This window comes from Xanthomonas sp. NCPPB 3442, from assembly GCF_056725145.1.
Genome location: NZ_CM161514.1, coordinates 3,736,836 through 3,752,090, shown reverse-complemented (window position 1 = coordinate 3,752,090; position 15,255 = coordinate 3,736,836). Strand labels below are relative to the sequence as shown.

Below are 15,255 nucleotides of genomic sequence, written 5' to 3'. Positions count from 1 at the left end.
GACGTGCGTCGCCTCAGCATCGCCTCAACCCGGAGGAGTGCCTTATGCAGATTGCACAACTGACATTGACCGACGCGTTCAAGGTGCTGTTTTCGGTGCGCCAGGTGCAAGCTGCCGAAATGGCGATTGCACCGGGCCAGGGCGAGGGCGGGCCAGACAATCGCCACCGTGGTGCCGATCAATGGCTATACGTGGTGGACGGCACCGGCGAGGCGGTGATCGAGGGGCAGACGCATGCACTGCAGGCCGGTAGCCTGATCGCCATCGAGCGCGGTGAAACCCATGAGATCCGCAATACCGGGAGCACACCGTTGAAGACGGTCAATTTCTATCACCCGCCTGCCTACGATGCCCAAGGCGAACCCTTGCCAGCCGGTGAGGGGGCGTGATCGCTGGCGGTTTCGCATGTCGTTGAGTGGATCGGTCACGGCGCGGGTGCATGACCTGGAAAAAGCGGCAGGCAGGCTTCAACGCCAGGTGAGCACCGCGCCCACTGCGCATTGACGCGGCGCTTGTTACATCGAGTTGCCATCCACAACAGGGGAAGTGCCATGCCACAGGCCAAGACACGCCGCGCTGCTGCCAAGGACAAGCGCGAAGGAAAATCGGCCAGCACCCAGGCCGGCGAATATGTCAAAGAAGAAATCGACCAGGTGCGCGACGGCGCGCATGGTGTGAAAAGTACCAAGCAGGCCATTGCGATCGGCTTGTCCAAGGCGCGCCGCGATGGCGTGGACGTTGCCCCGCGCAGTTCCGCGTCCAGGGCCACCAAGAAAAAAGCCGCGCAGGACAAGGCAGCGGCAACCTCCAAAAAGCCGGTGTCGCCTACGCGCTCGGCCGGTGCCAAGAAAGCCCTCAAGACCGCCAGCAAGGGCACTACCGCCAAGAAGACGGTAGGCAAAAAGGCATTGTCCAAACAGACCACGGGTGCCGCAAAAAAGCGCACTGCCAGCGACCGTTCGACGGCAGCAAAGAAGGCGGCCAAGATCAAGGGCCCGGCAGTACGCAAGGCCGCCGCAAAGAAAGCCGCGGCAACGCGCAAGCGTGCCGAGTAAGAGCGTCTATGCCGTGCAGTGACGTCAGTGCTGACTGATTGCGGCGTGTGGATCCAAGACTGCGCGTGCAAATGCCAGACAAGCGCGTCGCGTGCCACAGTCCTGTTTTCAGCCGTAGTGGCCCTGCGGTTCGTGTACATGCGTGTCCGCGCGCAAACGCACGCGAGGTCGCAGCCATTGCGCAAACGTCGCTTCGCTCCACGCGCCATCGGCCAGGCCCATCATGGCGACGTATTTCTCTTCCTGCGAAGCGATGAGTTCGGCGCCGTTGAGTAGCAAAAAAACCCGATAGCACACATGGGCAGTCCGTTTGTTGCCATCTACGAACGGATGATTGCGCGCGAACCCGTAGGCCAGGCTGGCCGTCAGCTCTACAAGATCGGGTGGAGGATCGCCGTAGGAAAACAGTTGCTGCGGGCGTGCCAGTGCCGAGGCCAAGAGTGCCTCGTCGCGCACTCCGCTTGCGCCGCCGTGCTCGCTCAATTGACGTTCGTGGATCGCCAATGCAAGTGCGTGCGTGATCCAGACCAGCATGCGCGTGTTCACTTGGCCAGCTTGTTCAGCACTTGGCGATCCTCGCGCATCACCTGCTCGGCCACATCCATCTGCGCGGCCAACGTCGGGTCGAATGCGGTCAGCCTGATGCCGTCGGGCGTTTCCAGTGCATAGAGTTCGTCGCCCTTTCCAAGCCGCAGGCGGGCCAGCAGTTCCTTGGGCAGGATGATGCCGGCGGAATTGCCGATGGCGGTGATCTTGAGTTTCATGGCGGCATCTCGCGTTATTACGAAAGTTATAACCCTGTCGTCAGCCAGTCGCAAGTGGCGTGCTGAACCGGCTCAGCACGCCAGTCTCGCCTGCTGCGATCGATGGGTGTACAAATGTACACCTTGTCCCGTCCTGCTGCCTCGCCCCGATGCCATCGCTTCCCCCCCAACGTGCCGCCGTGCTGGCGTTCCTGCAGGAGCAGGCCCTGGCGGGCGTCTCGCCCAGTCTGGCCGAGATCGCGCAGGCCTTCGGGTTTGCCTCGCGCAATGCTGCACAAAAGCACGTGCAGGCGCTGGCCGACGCCGGATTGATCGAGCTGCTGCCCAATCAGAAACGTGGCATCCGTGTACCGGGAGGCGCCGGTCGCGATGCATTGCTGGCCTTGCCGGTGCTGGGGCGAGTGGCAGCAGGTCTGCCGATCGGCGCGGATATCGGCCTGGAGCGTCAGCTCTGGCTGGACCGCGCGCTGTTTTCGCTGCGCCCGGATTACCTGCTGCAGGTGCAGGGCGATTCGATGATCGATGACGGCATTCTGGATGGCGACCTGGTGGGCGTGCATCGCAGCAACGAGGCGCGCGACGGGCAAATCGTGGTGGCGCGGGTGGATGGCGAAATCACCATCAAGCGCCTGGAGCGCGGCGCCGAACGGATCCGCCTGCTGCCGCGCAATCGCGCGCATGCGCCGATCGTGGTGGCGGCCGATGCCGACTTCGCGATCGAAGGGCTGTACTGCGGCCTGATCCGGCAGGGCTGACATGAGCCAGGAGCCGGCGCGCATCAGACAGGACGGCAATGCGGCCGTGGCACTGCCGTTGGACGCCCTGCTGGCCGCGCGCACGGTCTGGCGTGCAGGCCAGGGCACGGCCACCGCCAATGGCGGTGAATCCACCGGGCATGTGGCATTGGATGCATTGCTTCCCGATGGCGGCTGGCCGCGGCGTGCCTTGACCGAATTGTTGTTGCCTGCGCATGGCATCGGCGAGATCGCCTTGTTGCTGCCCACGCTGGCACGCATGACCGCCAGCAGCAGCCGGGTGGTATTGGTGGCACCGCCGTTCATTCCCTACGCGCCGGCCTGGCAGGCGGGCGGGGTGGTGCTGGAGCATCTGGAAGTGGTGCAGGCCGAGCCGCGCGAAGCGTTATGGGCGTTCGAACAATGCCTGCGCAGCGGCGCATGCGCTGCGGTACTGGGCTGGCCGCAGACCGGCGATGCGCGTGCGCTGCGCCGGTTGCAGGTGGCGGCCGATAGCGGCAATTGCTGCGCGTTCGCACTGCGCGACCGCCGTCATGCGGTGAATGCATCGCCGGCGGCCTTGCGGCTGGAATTCCTGCCCGAGCGCGATGCCTGGCAGGTGCGCAAATGCCGGGGCGGGCAGGTGCCGTCGCAGCCGTTGCGGCTGGCGCATTGAGGCGCGCGCATGTTGTGGGCCTGCATATTGCTGCCGCAGCTGGCGCTGGACGCCGTCCTTCGGCGTCTGGAAGAACCGCAGGCGCCACTGGCGCTGGTGGAAGGCCCGGCGCAGCTGCGCAGCCTGCATTCGGTCAATGCTGCCGCTGGCGCAGCTGGGTTGAAGGCCGGCATGCGGCTATCGGCGGCGCATGCCTTGATGACGCAGGTACGCACCATCGATTACGACGCGCAAAACGAAGCGCGCACGCAGCGGTTTCTTGCGGCCTGGGCGTATCGGCATAGTTCGCTGGTCAGCCAGCAGTGGTCGCGCGCCATCGTGCTGGAAGCCGGTGCCAGCTTTCGCCTGTTCGGCCCCTGGCCGCGCTTCGAGCGTCGCCTGCGCGATGAGCTGCAGGCCTTGGGCTTCCAGCACCGGCTTGCGCTGGCGCCCACGCCGCGCGCCGCACGCGTGCTGGCTGGGCTGCGCGACGGCATGGTGGTGACGCAATTGCCGGCCCTGCACAGCACGCTCGACAAGGTGCCTGTACGCCGCGCTGCATTGCCTGACGATGCCGGCGAGCGCCTGCAGCACATGGGCGTGCGCACGCTCGCGGCGGTGCGCGGCCTGCCGCGTGACGGGTTGCGCCGGCGGTTTGGTGCGGGCCTGCTCGATCATCTGGATCGCCTCTACGGGCAGGTCGACGACCCACTGGAGTGCTACGCGCCGCCAGACCACTTCGACCACCGCGTGGAGCTGGGCTATGAGGTGGAAACGCATCTAGCGCTGCTGTTTCCGTTGCGCCGGCTGATCGGCGACCTGTGCACGTATCTGTCCATTCGCGATGGCGGCGTGCAGCGGTTTTTATTGCGCCTGGAGCATGAAGAAGGCGCGACCGATGTGGAGATCGGTCTGCTCACGCCGGAACGCGCACCCACCTTGCTGTTCGAGCTGGCCCGCAATCGGCTGGAGCGGGTGGAGATTCCGCGGCCGGTGGTGGCGATGCGCTTGCTGGCACGGCAGCTGCCACCGTTCGTACCGGCCATGCGCGACCTGTTCGATCAGCGCGCGCAGCAATCGGTGGAGTGGCCGCAACTGCGCGAGCGCCTGCGTGCACGGCTTGGCGATGACGCGGTCTATCGCGTGTTGCCGGCCGACGACCCGCGCCCGGAGCGCGCGTGGCGTCGCGCCATCGGCGATGCGGTGCGCGAAGCTGCTGCGCCGCCGCGTCCGCCGCGCCCCACCTGGTTGCTGCCGCAGCCGGTGCCGCTGCACGACCCGCACCTGCGCATCGTGTCCGGCCCGGAACGGCTGGAAAGCGGTTGGTGGGACGACGATGAAGCCCGTCGCGATTACTACGTGGTGGAGACTGCGCGCGGCCGGCGTGGTTGGGCCTTCGCCGCGCCCGGTCGGGTGGACGGCTGGATGCTGCATGGATGGTTCGCGTGAGCGCGCGTATGTTCGCGCGGTATCGGAGCAGGTACCGGCTGTCTGGTGGTTGCGGCTGGGGCGCGCGTGGCCGATGCCAGGGCTGCAGGCAAGAGCAGCAGCATCTGCAACGGCGCGATCTGCTACGCATTGCAAAAACCGTCTGGCGCAGCGCGCTGTTGAAGGCAGCCGTCCATGAGCTGGGATGACGCCATCGATGGCGTAGACCGCGACACGCCCGGCGGGCGCATGCCGCGCGCCTGGAATGTGGCCGCACGGTTGCGCGCGGCCAACGACGACATCAGCCATGCGCACGTTGCCGATGGCTTGCCCGCCTATGCCGAGCTGCACTGCCTGTCGGACTTCTCGTTCCTGCGTGGCGCCTCCAGCGCCGAACAGCTGTTCGTGCGCGCACAACACTGCGGCTACAGCGCCTTGGCCATCACCGACGAATGCTCGCTGGCCGGCATCGTGCGTGGCCTGGAAGCGTCGCGCGCCACCGGGGTGCGGTTGATTGTCGGCAGCGAATTCGCCCTGGTCGATGGCACCCGCTTCGTGCTGCTGGTGGAAAATGCGCACGGTTATCCGCAATTGTGCGCGCTGATCACCACCGCGCGGCGCGCGGCCAGCAAGGGCGCTTATCGCGTGGGGCGGGCCGAGGTGCAAGCGCAGTTTCGCGATGTGGCGCCGGGCGTGTTTGCACTGTGGCTGCCCGGTGCGCAGCCGCAGGCAGAGCAGGGTGCCTGGTTGCAACAGGTCTTCGGCGAGCGGGCGTTTCTGGCAGTGGAATTGCATCGCGAACAGGACGATGTCGCACGCCTGCAGGTCCTGCAAGCGCTGGCGCAGCAGTTGGGCATGACCGCGTTGGCCAGCGGCGATGTACATATGGCGCAGCGTCGCGAGCGCATCGTGCAAGACACCTTGACCGCCATCCGTCACACGCTGCCGCTGGCCGAATGCGGCGCACACCTGTTCCGCAATGGCGAGCGCCATCTGCGCACCCGGCGCGCGTTGGGCAATATCTACCCGGATGGGTTGTTGCAGGCCACCGTGGAGCTGGCGCAACGCTGCACCTTCGACATTTCCAAGCTCCAATACACCTATCCCAGAGAATTGGTGCCGCAGGGGCATACGCCTGCCAGTTATCTGCGTCAGCTCACTGAAGCCGGGATGCGGGAGCGCTGGCCGGATGGGGTGCCGAAGAAAATACGCGACGACATCGAGAACGAATTGGCGTTGATCGCCGAACTGGAATACGAGGCTTTCTTTCTCACGGTACAGGATGTGGTGCGGTTTGCGCGTTCCAAAGACATCCTGTGCCAGGGGCGTGGATCTTCAGCAAATTCGGCAGTCTGCTATGCACTGGGCATCACCTCGGTTGATCCGAGCAAGACGCGATTGTTGATCTCGCGCTTCTTGTCCAAGGCGCGTAACGAGCCGCCGGACATCGACGTGGATTTCGAGCACGAACGCCGCGAGGAGGTGTTGCAATACGTCTACGCCAAATACGGGCGCGAACGCGCAGCGCTGGCGGCGACGGTGATCTGCTATCGCGGCAAGAGCGCGGTGCGCGACGTGGCCAAGGCCTTCGGTCTGCCACCGGACCAGATTGCCTTGCTGGCCAATTGCTATGGCTGGGGCAATGGCGAAACACCGATGGAACAGCGCATCGAAGAAGCCGGCTTCGATCTGGCCAACCCGCTGATCAACAAGATCCTGCTCGTGACAGACCACCTGCGCGATCACCCACGGCATCTGTCGCAGCACGTGGGCGGATTCGTCATCTCCGACGAGCCGTTGTCGTTGCTGGTACCGGTGGAAAATGCCGCGATGGCCGACCGCACCATCATCCAGTGGGACAAGGACGATCTGGAAACCATGAAGCTGCTCAAGGTCGATTGCCTGGCCCTGGGCATGCTGACCTGCATTCGCAAGACGCTGGACCTGGTGCGTGGCCACCGTCATCGCGACTACACGTTGGCGACCTTGCCGGATGAGGATGCGGCGACCTACAAGATGATCCAGCGCGCCGATACGGTCGGCGTGTTCCAGATCGAGTCGCGTGCGCAGATGGCCATGCTGCCAAGGCTCAAACCGGCAGAGTTCTACGACCTGGTCATCGAAGTGGCGATCGTGCGCCCTGGCCCGATCCAGGGCGACATGGTGCATCCGTACCTGCAACGTCGCAAGGACAAGAGCCTGATCAACTATCCCTCCGAAGGCGTAGAGCAAATTCTCGGGCCGACATTGGGGATTCCGCTGTTCCAGGAGCAGGTCATGGAGTTGGTGATCCACGCCGGCTACGACCCTGACGAGGCCGACAAGCTACGCCGTTCGATGGCGGCCTGGCGCCGCGGTGGCGACATGGAATCGCATCGCATGCGCATTCGCGCATTGATGGAAGGCAAAGGCTACGCCTCCAGCTTCATCGACCAGATTTTCGAACAGATCAAGGGTTTCGGTTCCTACGGTTTTCCGCAGAGCCATGCCGCCTCGTTCGCCAAGCTCGTCTACGCCAGCTGCTGGCTCAAACGCCACGAGCCGGCCGCCTTCGCCTGCGGGCTGCTCAACGCGCAGCCGATGGGTTTCTATTCGGCCAGCCAGATCGTGCAGGATGCGCGCCGCGGCAGCCCCGAGCGCGAGCGTGTGGAGGTGCTGCCGGTGGATGTATTGCACAGCGACTGGGACAACACCCTGGTCGGCGGCCGGCCGTGGCGCAGCGCTGCCGATCCCGGCGAACAACCGGCGATCCGGCTGGGCATGCGGCAGGTCGCCGGACTGTCGCAAGTGGTGGCGCAGCGCATCGTTGCCGCACGCACGCAGCGGGCGTTCGCCGATATCGGCGATCTGTGCCTGCGCGCCGCACTCGACGAAAAAGCACGCCTGGCATTGGCAGAAGCCGGCGCTTTGCACGGCATGGTGGGCAACCGCAACGCCGCGCGCTGGGCAATGGCCGGCGTGGAGGCGCGCCGCCCCCTGTTGCCGGGCAGCCCGGAGGAGCGCCCGGTGGCGTTCGAGGCGCCGCGCGCCGGCGAAGAAATCCTTGCCGATTACCGCTCGGTCGGCCTGAGTCTGCGCCAGCACCCGATGGCGCTGCTGCGCCCGCAGATGCGCCAGCGGCGCATCCTGGGCCTGCGCGAATTGCAGGGCCGCCGCCATGGCAGCGGCGTGCATGTGGCCGGCCTGGTTACCCAGCGCCAGCGCCCGGCCACCGCCAAGGGCACCATCTTCGTCACCCTGGAAGACGAGCAGGGCATGATCAACGTCATCGTCTGGTCGCACCTTGCGCTGCGTCGCCGCCGTGCGCTACTGGAATCGCGCCTGCTCGCCGTGCGCGGTCGCTGGGAACGCGTGGACGGCGTAGAGCATCTCATCGCCTGCGACCTGTACGACCTCAGCAACCTGCTCGGCGACATGCAGCTGCCCTCGCGCGATTTCCATTGACGCTTTTTAGGTGCATGGATTGCTGCTAGATTTCGCCATCGGTTTGCCTACAACACGGAGTCGTACATGCGGAAATGGATCATTCCTGCGGCCTTGGTGCTGCTGATGGCGGCCGGCACTGCCACGGCCCAGGTGGATGTCGGCGCCTATATCAAGAAGGACAAGTTCGCCGACATCAAGCTATCGCCCAGCGGCGCGTATTTCGCCGCGACCGTGCCGATGGAAGACAAGACCGCCCTTGCGATCATGCGGCGTTCGGACAACAGCATCGGCGCCACCTTCGTGCTGGAAAAAAACACCTACGTGAGCGATTTCGCCTGGGTCAGCGACACCCGCGTGTTGATCTCCATTGCACAGAAGTACGGCTTGCTCGACAAGCCGCTGCCGACCGGCGAGCTGTATGCCATCAATGCCGATGGCACCGGAGCCGAGTTGCTGGTGGGTTACCGCGCACGCGGCACCGGCCTTGGCACCAACATCAAGGTCAAGAAGACCGAAGCGGTGGCCGCATTCCTGACCGACCCCTTGCCCGACGACGACCGCAGCGTGATCGTGGCGATCTGGCCGATGTCGGGGCAGGATCCTTATACGCGCGCAGAAAAGCTCGACGTCACCACCGGCCGCCGCCTCCCGCTTGCGCGTGCGCCGATTCAGCGCGCCAGCTTCACCACCGACCATCATGGGCAGGTGCGCTTCGCGCAGGGGGCGGGCTCGGACAACGTCAGCAAGCTGTATTACCGCAAGGGCGCGGGCGACGAATGGGCGCTGATCAATGACGAGCAGGTCAGTGGCCATGTCGAAACACCGCTGGGTTTTTCGCAAGACGAGCGCATTGCGTACTTGCGCGTGCAAAGTGCCGACGGCCCCGATGCGATCGTCGGCTGGGACATCCAGGCCAATCGCCGTGAGCAGGTATTGCGCGACGCGGTGGCCGACCCCCTGGAGATCATCTACCGCAACGGCACCACCATCCCGGTCGGCGCCATTTTCATGGCCGACCGCCCCCGCACCCGCTTTTTCGACGAGCATGGGGCACAGGCGCGGATGTATCACAGCCTGGAGGCGGCCTTTGCCGGCAATGCGGTGCGCGTGACCTCCAGCACCAAAGACGGTCGCTACGTGATGCTTGAAGCCTATTCGGGCAGCAACCCTGGCGATTTCTACGTGTTCGATACGCAACAGAACAAAGCCCAGCATGTGATCAGTCGGCGCGACTGGTTCGACCCCGAGCGCACGGCCACCGTGCAGCCGATTGCACTGCAGGCACGTGACGGGGTGCCACTGCATGGGTATCTCACGCTGCCGCGCAGCGGGGGCGACAAACATCTGCCAATGGTGGTGATGCCCCATGGCGGTCCCTTCGAGATCTTCGACAGCTGGCAGTTCGACGACGATGCGCAACTGCTGGCGCAAGCGGGTTATGCGGTGCTGCAGATCAATTTCCGCGGCTCTGGCAATTATGGGCGCCACTTCCAGCACGCCGGCGCGCGTCAGTGGGGCGGCACCATGCAGGACGATGTGACCGATGCAACGCGTTGGGCGATTGACCAGGGGTATGCGGACGCACGCAAGATCTGCATCTTTGGCGCCAGTTACGGTGCGTACGCAGCCCTGATGGGTGCGGCCAAGGAATCGGGCCTGTATGCGTGCGCGGCCGGGTATGTGGGCGTCTACGACTTGCCGATGATGTTCACCAGCGGCGATATCCAGAAGCGCGGTTCCGGCGAGAACTATCTCAAGCAATGGTTGGGCGATCCGGCCACCCTGGCCGCGCGTTCGCCGGTCAGTCTGGCCAGGCAGATCAAGGTGCCGGTGTTTCTGGCTGCAGGGGGCGAAGACGAGCGCGCGCCCATCCAGCACAGCAAGCGAATGGAAGCAGCGTTGCGCCAGGCCGGCACCCCAGTGGAAACGCTGTACTTCGACACAGAAGGCCACGGCTTCTACACCGAGCCCCATCGACGCGCGTTCTACACCCAGCTGTTGGCGTTTTTATCCAAATCGCTGGGTGGCGCCAAGGCCGACTGAGGGTCACCGAGACGGTCGCCTCGTCGAACTGTCCAGTTCGCTTGCCTCTCCTGTCAGTTGGGCCACGCGGTGAGGCAGTGCGCTGTACAGACCCAGCCAGAAGCCTGAGTGAATCATCCTGCCGTCGGTCATTGGCAGTGAACCGGTCCGTGCTACACCATGCAGGTCCGCGCAGCCGCGCTGGCTTGTCTTTCACCCACGAGGCGATCATGAAGTTGGAGGCGTTGTTCGACCAGTTGCACACCTTGCCCACCGTGCCCAAGGTGGCGCAAGACCTGATCCGTCAATTCGACGATCCGCAGACCGATATCGATACGCTGGCGCATAGTATCGAGCGCGATCCGGTGATTGCCGCCAAAGTGTTGCGGCTGGCCAATTCGGCGCGCTTCCATGGCCTGCGCGATTCCACCAGCGTGGAAGACGCGGCCATGCGGCTGGGCTTCAATACCCTGCGCACCCTGGTGCTGGCGTCGGCGATGACGGGCGCGTTCCGGGCTGGCCCGGGCTTCGACCTCAAGGCCTTCTGGCGGCACAGTTTCGAAGTGGCCGGCATCTGCCGCCTGCTGGCGCGCCAGCAGGGGTTGGACCCGGAGACGGCCTTCACCTGCGGGATGATGCACAACATCGGCGAGCTCTTGATCCAGTCCGGTGCGCCGGAATACGCCAGCCGCATCAATCACGAAACCTCCTCTGCCGGTCATGCGGCCGAAGAAACCCTGCAACTGGGCTTCGGCTACCCGGAAGTCGGGGCCGAGCTGGCACGGCGCTGGCAGCTGCCCGTGGTGATCCAGCAAGCCATCGCGTACCAGGTCCGGCCCGCCGCGGCCCCGGACGGGGCACGCATGCCATTGCTGGTGGCCCAGGCGGTACTGGTCTGCGATGCGCTGCATGCGCATGGCGGCGCCACCGCGGCGGCATTGGAAGCGATACGCAGCCCGCTGATGGACGGCGTGGATCTGGACGCGTTGTTCGCCGCGCTGCCGGAGGTCATCGAGGCTGATCGCGCCTTTGCCGAGTTGCTGCACTAACCCTCGGCAGGATGCGCTGCTGCGTCATTCCCGGCGTAGCGGCGCACGCGCACTCTTCTGCGCCTGGCGTCGCACGCGCGGTGTCGGGCTGTTGCCGTGCAGTGATCGCCGCGCCGGGCGCAGATCCCGGCAGGCGCGTTAGCGCAATAACATCCACCCGGCAGCAGCTGACGCCAGTTGCACGGCGCGGCGCACCTGTATCGACGCTGGGGGTGAGCGTGGTTCGAAACGTGCCCGCGTCCTCAACAGCCAACGCGCCGGATACCGCTGCGATCGGACAGATTGCAACCCAGCCGGCAGCGCGTGCGTCGGGTTGCCCCTGCGACGTCCACCCGCCATCGCACGCACACTGTCACGCCGCGCCGCAGCTGGACTCGCGTGGACGCAGGCGCTAGCGTGGTGCGGATTTTTTGCCTACAGGGGAATGCCCAATGAGCCACGACGCGCAGCCGCGCCAGCTCACCTTCCGTGCCGTCGCGCTGGCCATCGTGCTGGCGGTCGTGCTTTCGGCCGCCAATGCCTACCTCGGCCTGTTCGCCGGCCTGACCATCGCCACCGCCATCCCGGCGGCCGTCGTGTCGATGGGTGTGCTGCGCCTGCTGGGCGGTGGCACCATTCTGGAGAACAACATCGTCCAGACCGGTGCGTCGGCCGGCTCGTCGATCGCGGCCGGGGTGATCTTCACCATCCCCGCGCTGGTGATCATGGGCTACTGGCCGGACTTCAAGTACTGGTGGGTGCTCGGCATCGCCGGCATGGGCGGCCTGCTTGGCGTGTTGTTCTCGGTGCCGTTGCGTCGCTCGATGATCGTTGAAGACCCGCTGCCGTTCCCCGAAGGCAAGGCGGCGGCCGAAGTGCTCAAGGCCGGCGAAAATCCCGGCCCGGGCCTGAAGATCCTGGCCATCTCCGGCGCCATCGGTGCGCTGGTCAAGCTGGCTGCGGCCAGCGGCCTGCGCGTGATTCCCGACACCTGGGCGCAGGCCACCTACCTGGGCAGCAGCCGGCTGGTGGGCTATATCGGCACCAACCTGTCGCCGGCGCTGCTGGGCGTGGGCTACATCGTCGGGTTGAACGTGGGCATCGTGGTGCTGTCCGGCTCGATCCTGTCCTGGCACATCGCCATCCCGCTGTACCAGCAGTTCTTCATGGGCTCGGACCCGGCCCTGGCGCAGAGCCTGGTCGATGCGTCGGCTGCCGATGCAGCGTTCGGCATCTGGGGCGCGAAGATTCGCTACCTGGGTGTCGGCGCGATGTTGATCGGTGGCGTGTGGACCTTGTTCTCGCTGCGGAAATCGCTGTTTTCCGGCGTCAAGAGCGGCTTTGCCGCTGCGCGCAAGAGTGGCGGCGGCGTGGTTGCAGAGACCGAGCGCGATCTGCCGATGAAGTGGATGCTGGTGGCGCTGGTGCTGTGCACGCTGCCGCTGCTGGGCCTGTATCAGGCCATCGTGCAGCAGTGGCATGTGTCGATCCCGATGACCATCATCATGATCGTGGCCGGCTTCCTGTTCGTGTCCGTTTCGGGCTATCTGGCCGGTTTGATCGGCTCTTCCAACAACCCGGTGTCGGGCATCACCATCTCCACCATCCTGTTCGCCTCGGCGGTGCTGGTGTTGCTGCTCGGCAAGAGCGGCCTGGTGCCGGTGGGTATCGGCGCTGCACCGCTGGGCGCAGTGGCCGCGATCATGATCGGTGCGGTGGTGTGCTGCGCGGCGGCGGTGGGCGGGGACAACCTGCAAGATCTCAAGGCCGGTTATCTGGTCGGTGCCACACCGTGGAAACAGCAGCTGATGCTGGGTATTGGCGCGTTCTCGTGCGCGTTGATCATGGCGCCGGTGCTGAACCTGCTGGCTCAAGCCTACGGCATCGGCCCAGCAACGCCACAGCATCCCAACTCGCTGGGCGCGCCGCAGGCGACGCTGATGGCCTCGGTGGCCAAGGGCCTGTTCGGTGGCCAGCTGCCGTGGAGCATGATCGCGATCGGTGCCGGCGTGGGCGCGGCCATCATCGCGCTGGACGAATGGTTGAAGGCCAACGGCAAGCGCTTCCGTGTACCGGTGCTGGCCGCGGCCATCGGCATCTATCTGCCGCTGGAACTGATGGTGCCGATCTTCCTCGGCGGCCTGATCGCGCATCTGGTGGAGCGCTTCCACAACATCCGTGCCGACGACGAAGACGGCCGTGACCGCGTGCATCGCCCGGGCGTGCTGTTTGCCGCTGGCCTGATCACCGGCGAGGCGTTGATGGGCATCGCCATTGCGGTGCCGATCGTGTTGTCCAGCCGCGCCGACGTGCTGGCATTGCCGGCCGCGCTGCAGCTCAACCAGTGGGTCGGCCTGGCGATTCTGGCCCTGGTCGGCTGGCTGCTGTATCGCGTTGGCAAGCGCGGCGAACAGGCCGCCTGAGTGTGATGCCAGATGGCGCATGCGCCCCGCATGCGCCCCGCATGCGCCATCTGCAAGCCGCGCCTGGTTGTGCGCGCAGCTTGATCCAGCACAGCTGTGAGGGAACGGGAAACAGCTGTCTGGGCCCCCGGGCTTTACCTGGCGAAGACATGCCAGCGCTGCAATGGCGCCAGGTCCTGCGCACGATGGAGCTCGATTCGCCGTTTCGATTGCATCGCTGCCACTGCGTCCTGCACACCGCATGCAAACCGTGCAGCACTGCCGCATGCGGGCATCGCGGCCTGCACAGCCATCCGCTAACCCGCCATCCAGATTCAATGTCTTTGCGCCGGCTTTACGCCCTGCGCAACTGCCGTGCATAGCGACTTTATGCCGCTGCTGCTTATCGTGCCGTCTCCCGCACAACGGTGCGCCACGAGTGCTGCATGCTGGACTGATCTGATCCCAACCACCCGGTAGACCGTGGTGCGCTCATGCGCTGTGCATGACGCCGCAACGCCAGGCAAGTGTCTGGCAGTGCAGGCCCGCGCACTTCCCTGCAGTGGGCGTGTGCATCGCATCGCGACCGCACCGACGCCGCCCGAAAAAACCGCAGTTGCGGCACCGTTGACCAAGCGCAGCGCCGCCATACCGCGCGTCGTAACGCACCACCTCCCACTCTTCAGCGCGGCACGGTCATGCGATTCGTGCCGCGCTTTGCCCTGGAATCACCGCAATGCCCACCATCACCTCGCGCTCGTCTTCCCGCAAGACACTGCTCGCCGTCATCGTTACGGCAGCGCTGAGCAGCCTCGCAGTTCAGGCGCAGGCGCAAGACGCCACCGACGCGGCGCTTTGCACCGATCGGCCGACCAAGGCCAATGCCACCTGCACCGTGCCGGCTGGCGAGTGGCAGCTGGAAACCGACATCGGCAATTACACGCGCGACAGCCAGCCCGGCACACGCACAGAGACGGCGTACTTCACCAATCCCACGCTCAAGTACGGCGTCAGCGACCGCACCGATCTGCAACTCAACTGGGCGCCGCAACTGCAGGTCAAGACCACCGACCGCGCCACCGGCGCGCGCAGCAGCCTGAGCGGCGGCGGCGATCTCTATCTGCGCATGAAGGCGCGTGTGTACGAGAGCGACACCGCCAGCGTGGCGCTGCTGCCGTTCGTCAAGGCACCCACCGCGCGTACCGGCCTGGGCAACGACACCTGGGAAGGCGGCCTGGCGCTGCCGGTCAACTTCGTGCTGCCCAGCAGCTTCTCGCTGACGTTCGGTCCGGAACTGGATTGGTTGGCCGACAGCGATGGCAGCGGCAAGCATGTGGCCATCGTCAACGTGATCAATCTGGCGCGCCCACTGACACCAAGGTTGTCGATGGCGGTGGAGGTGTGGTCCTCCATCAACCGCGATCCGGCGCAGACCGTGGAGCAGTACTCGGCCGATATCGCGGCGTCGTATCTGCTCAATCCGCTCTTGCAGCTGGACGTAGGCGCCAATTTCGGCCTCAACGACCGCACGCCCGACACCCAGGTCTACGTAGGCTTGTCGCACCGCTTCTAAGAGCAGCGAACAAAACGACTGCGCAGCCGCCAGGCGGGCGCGGCCGGTGCCCGGAATCGGCATGTGTACCACTCGTCCACGCCGGTTTTGAGTGCGCCGTCCGCACCCACCTGACGACTGCTCGCTACGTCGTAAGCCGCTCTAAAGCGCCCAGCCGCCCGTGTCGCG

12 protein-coding genes and 1 other RNA gene are annotated in these 15,255 nt (G+C 65.4%); 11 read left to right on the top strand and 2 right to left on the bottom strand.

The window, feature by feature from the left end; translation table 11 throughout:
• Positions 1-44 precede the first annotated feature (44 nt).
• Together AC1POX_RS16175 and AC1POX_RS16170 are read left to right on the top strand one after the other, a co-directional pair.
• The gene (locus AC1POX_RS16175) at positions 45-389 is read left to right on the top strand and encodes a cupin domain-containing protein (protein ID WP_008574109.1); all 345 of its coding nucleotides are present in this window, start codon (positions 45-47) and stop codon (positions 387-389) included.
• Positions 390-551: 162 nt separating this feature from the next.
• Positions 552-1,055 (top strand): DUF6496 domain-containing protein, encoded by a 504-nt coding sequence (locus AC1POX_RS16170; RefSeq protein WP_372356380.1) that lies wholly within the window; start codon positions 552-554, stop codon positions 1,053-1,055.
• Between the two features lie 108 nt (positions 1,056-1,163).
• Here AC1POX_RS16170 and AC1POX_RS16165 read toward each other — a convergent pair whose 3' ends face one another.
• Together AC1POX_RS16165 and AC1POX_RS16160 are read right to left on the bottom strand one after the other, a co-directional pair.
• Entirely contained in the window at positions 1,164-1,589 is a 426-nt protein-coding gene (locus AC1POX_RS16165; RefSeq protein WP_011346700.1) for a type II toxin-antitoxin system death-on-curing family toxin, read from the bottom strand.
• An 8-nt stretch (positions 1,590-1,597) separates the two neighbouring features.
• Positions 1,598-1,819 carry an AbrB/MazE/SpoVT family DNA-binding domain-containing protein gene (locus tag AC1POX_RS16160; RefSeq protein ID WP_008574105.1) on the bottom strand — a complete coding sequence of 74 codons (222 nt, stop codon included), beginning with the start codon at positions 1,817-1,819 and terminating at the stop codon, positions 1,598-1,600.
• A gap of 149 nt (positions 1,820-1,968) precedes the next feature.
• On the opposite strand from AC1POX_RS16160, the gene lexA reads away from it, so the two are divergent.
• The 9 genes from lexA to AC1POX_RS16115 all read left to right on the top strand — a co-directional run bounded on the left by lexA (position 1,969) and on the right by AC1POX_RS16115 (position 15,225).
• Positions 1,969-2,574, top strand: a complete 606-nt coding sequence (gene lexA, locus AC1POX_RS16155) for a transcriptional repressor LexA (protein ID WP_031421534.1) — start codon at positions 1,969-1,971, stop codon at positions 2,572-2,574.
• 1 nt (position 2,575) lies between these two features.
• Positions 2,576-3,229, top strand: a complete 654-nt coding sequence (gene imuA / locus AC1POX_RS16150) for a translesion DNA synthesis-associated protein ImuA (protein WP_011346702.1) — start codon at positions 2,576-2,578, stop codon at positions 3,227-3,229.
• Positions 3,230-3,238: 9 nt separating this feature from the next.
• Entirely contained in the window at positions 3,239-4,657 is a 1,419-nt protein-coding gene (locus AC1POX_RS16145; RefSeq protein WP_218489170.1) for a Y-family DNA polymerase, read from the top strand.
• Between the two features lie 174 nt (positions 4,658-4,831).
• Entirely contained in the window at positions 4,832-8,080 is a 3,249-nt protein-coding gene (locus AC1POX_RS16140) for an error-prone DNA polymerase (protein ID WP_372356379.1), read from the top strand.
• 432 nt (positions 8,081-8,512) lie between these two features.
• Complete coding sequence (locus tag AC1POX_RS16135; protein ID WP_041470025.1) at positions 8,513-10,105, top strand: alpha/beta hydrolase family protein; 1,593 nt, start codon at positions 8,513-8,515, stop codon at positions 10,103-10,105.
• A 209-nt stretch (positions 10,106-10,314) separates the two neighbouring features.
• A complete protein-coding gene (locus tag AC1POX_RS16130; RefSeq protein WP_014089602.1) occupies positions 10,315-11,133 on the top strand; it encodes an HDOD domain-containing protein in 819 nt (272 codons plus the stop codon).
• A gap of 431 nt (positions 11,134-11,564) precedes the next feature.
• Positions 11,565-13,535: an OPT family oligopeptide transporter gene (locus tag AC1POX_RS16125; protein WP_011346708.1), complete on the top strand. Its 1,971-nt coding sequence runs from the start codon at positions 11,565-11,567 to the stop codon at positions 13,533-13,535.
• A 715-nt stretch (positions 13,536-14,250) separates the two neighbouring features.
• Positions 14,251-15,087, top strand: coding sequence for a transporter (locus AC1POX_RS16120; RefSeq protein WP_372356378.1), 837 nt, complete (start codon positions 14,251-14,253; stop codon positions 15,085-15,087).
• Positions 15,088-15,150: 63 nt separating this feature from the next.
• Positions 15,151-15,225: non-coding RNA, sX9 sRNA (locus AC1POX_RS16115), on the top strand.
• The last annotated feature ends 30 nt before the right edge of the window (positions 15,226-15,255 follow it).

Coding starts and splice junctions, on each gene's coding strand:
- imuA (WP_011346702.1), top strand. CDS start 2,576: ATGAGCCAGGAGCCGGCGCGCATCAGACAGGACGGCAATGCGGCCGTG.
- AC1POX_RS16140 (WP_372356379.1), top strand. CDS start 4,832: ATGAGCTGGGATGACGCCATCGATGGCGTAGACCGCGACACGCCCGGC.
- AC1POX_RS16125 (WP_011346708.1), top strand. CDS start 11,565: ATGAGCCACGACGCGCAGCCGCGCCAGCTCACCTTCCGTGCCGTCGCG.
- AC1POX_RS16160 (WP_008574105.1), bottom strand. CDS start 1,819: ATGAAACTCAAGATCACCGCCATCGGCAATTCCGCCGGCATCATCCTG.
- lexA (WP_031421534.1), top strand. CDS start 1,969: ATGCCATCGCTTCCCCCCCAACGTGCCGCCGTGCTGGCGTTCCTGCAG.
- AC1POX_RS16170 (WP_372356380.1), top strand. CDS start 552: ATGCCACAGGCCAAGACACGCCGCGCTGCTGCCAAGGACAAGCGCGAA.
- AC1POX_RS16120 (WP_372356378.1), top strand. CDS start 14,251: ATGCCCACCATCACCTCGCGCTCGTCTTCCCGCAAGACACTGCTCGCC.
- AC1POX_RS16175 (WP_008574109.1), top strand. CDS start 45: ATGCAGATTGCACAACTGACATTGACCGACGCGTTCAAGGTGCTGTTT.
- AC1POX_RS16165 (WP_011346700.1), bottom strand. CDS start 1,589: ATGCTGGTCTGGATCACGCACGCACTTGCATTGGCGATCCACGAACGT.
- AC1POX_RS16145 (WP_218489170.1), top strand. CDS start 3,239: ATGTTGTGGGCCTGCATATTGCTGCCGCAGCTGGCGCTGGACGCCGTC.
- AC1POX_RS16130 (WP_014089602.1), top strand. CDS start 10,315: ATGAAGTTGGAGGCGTTGTTCGACCAGTTGCACACCTTGCCCACCGTG.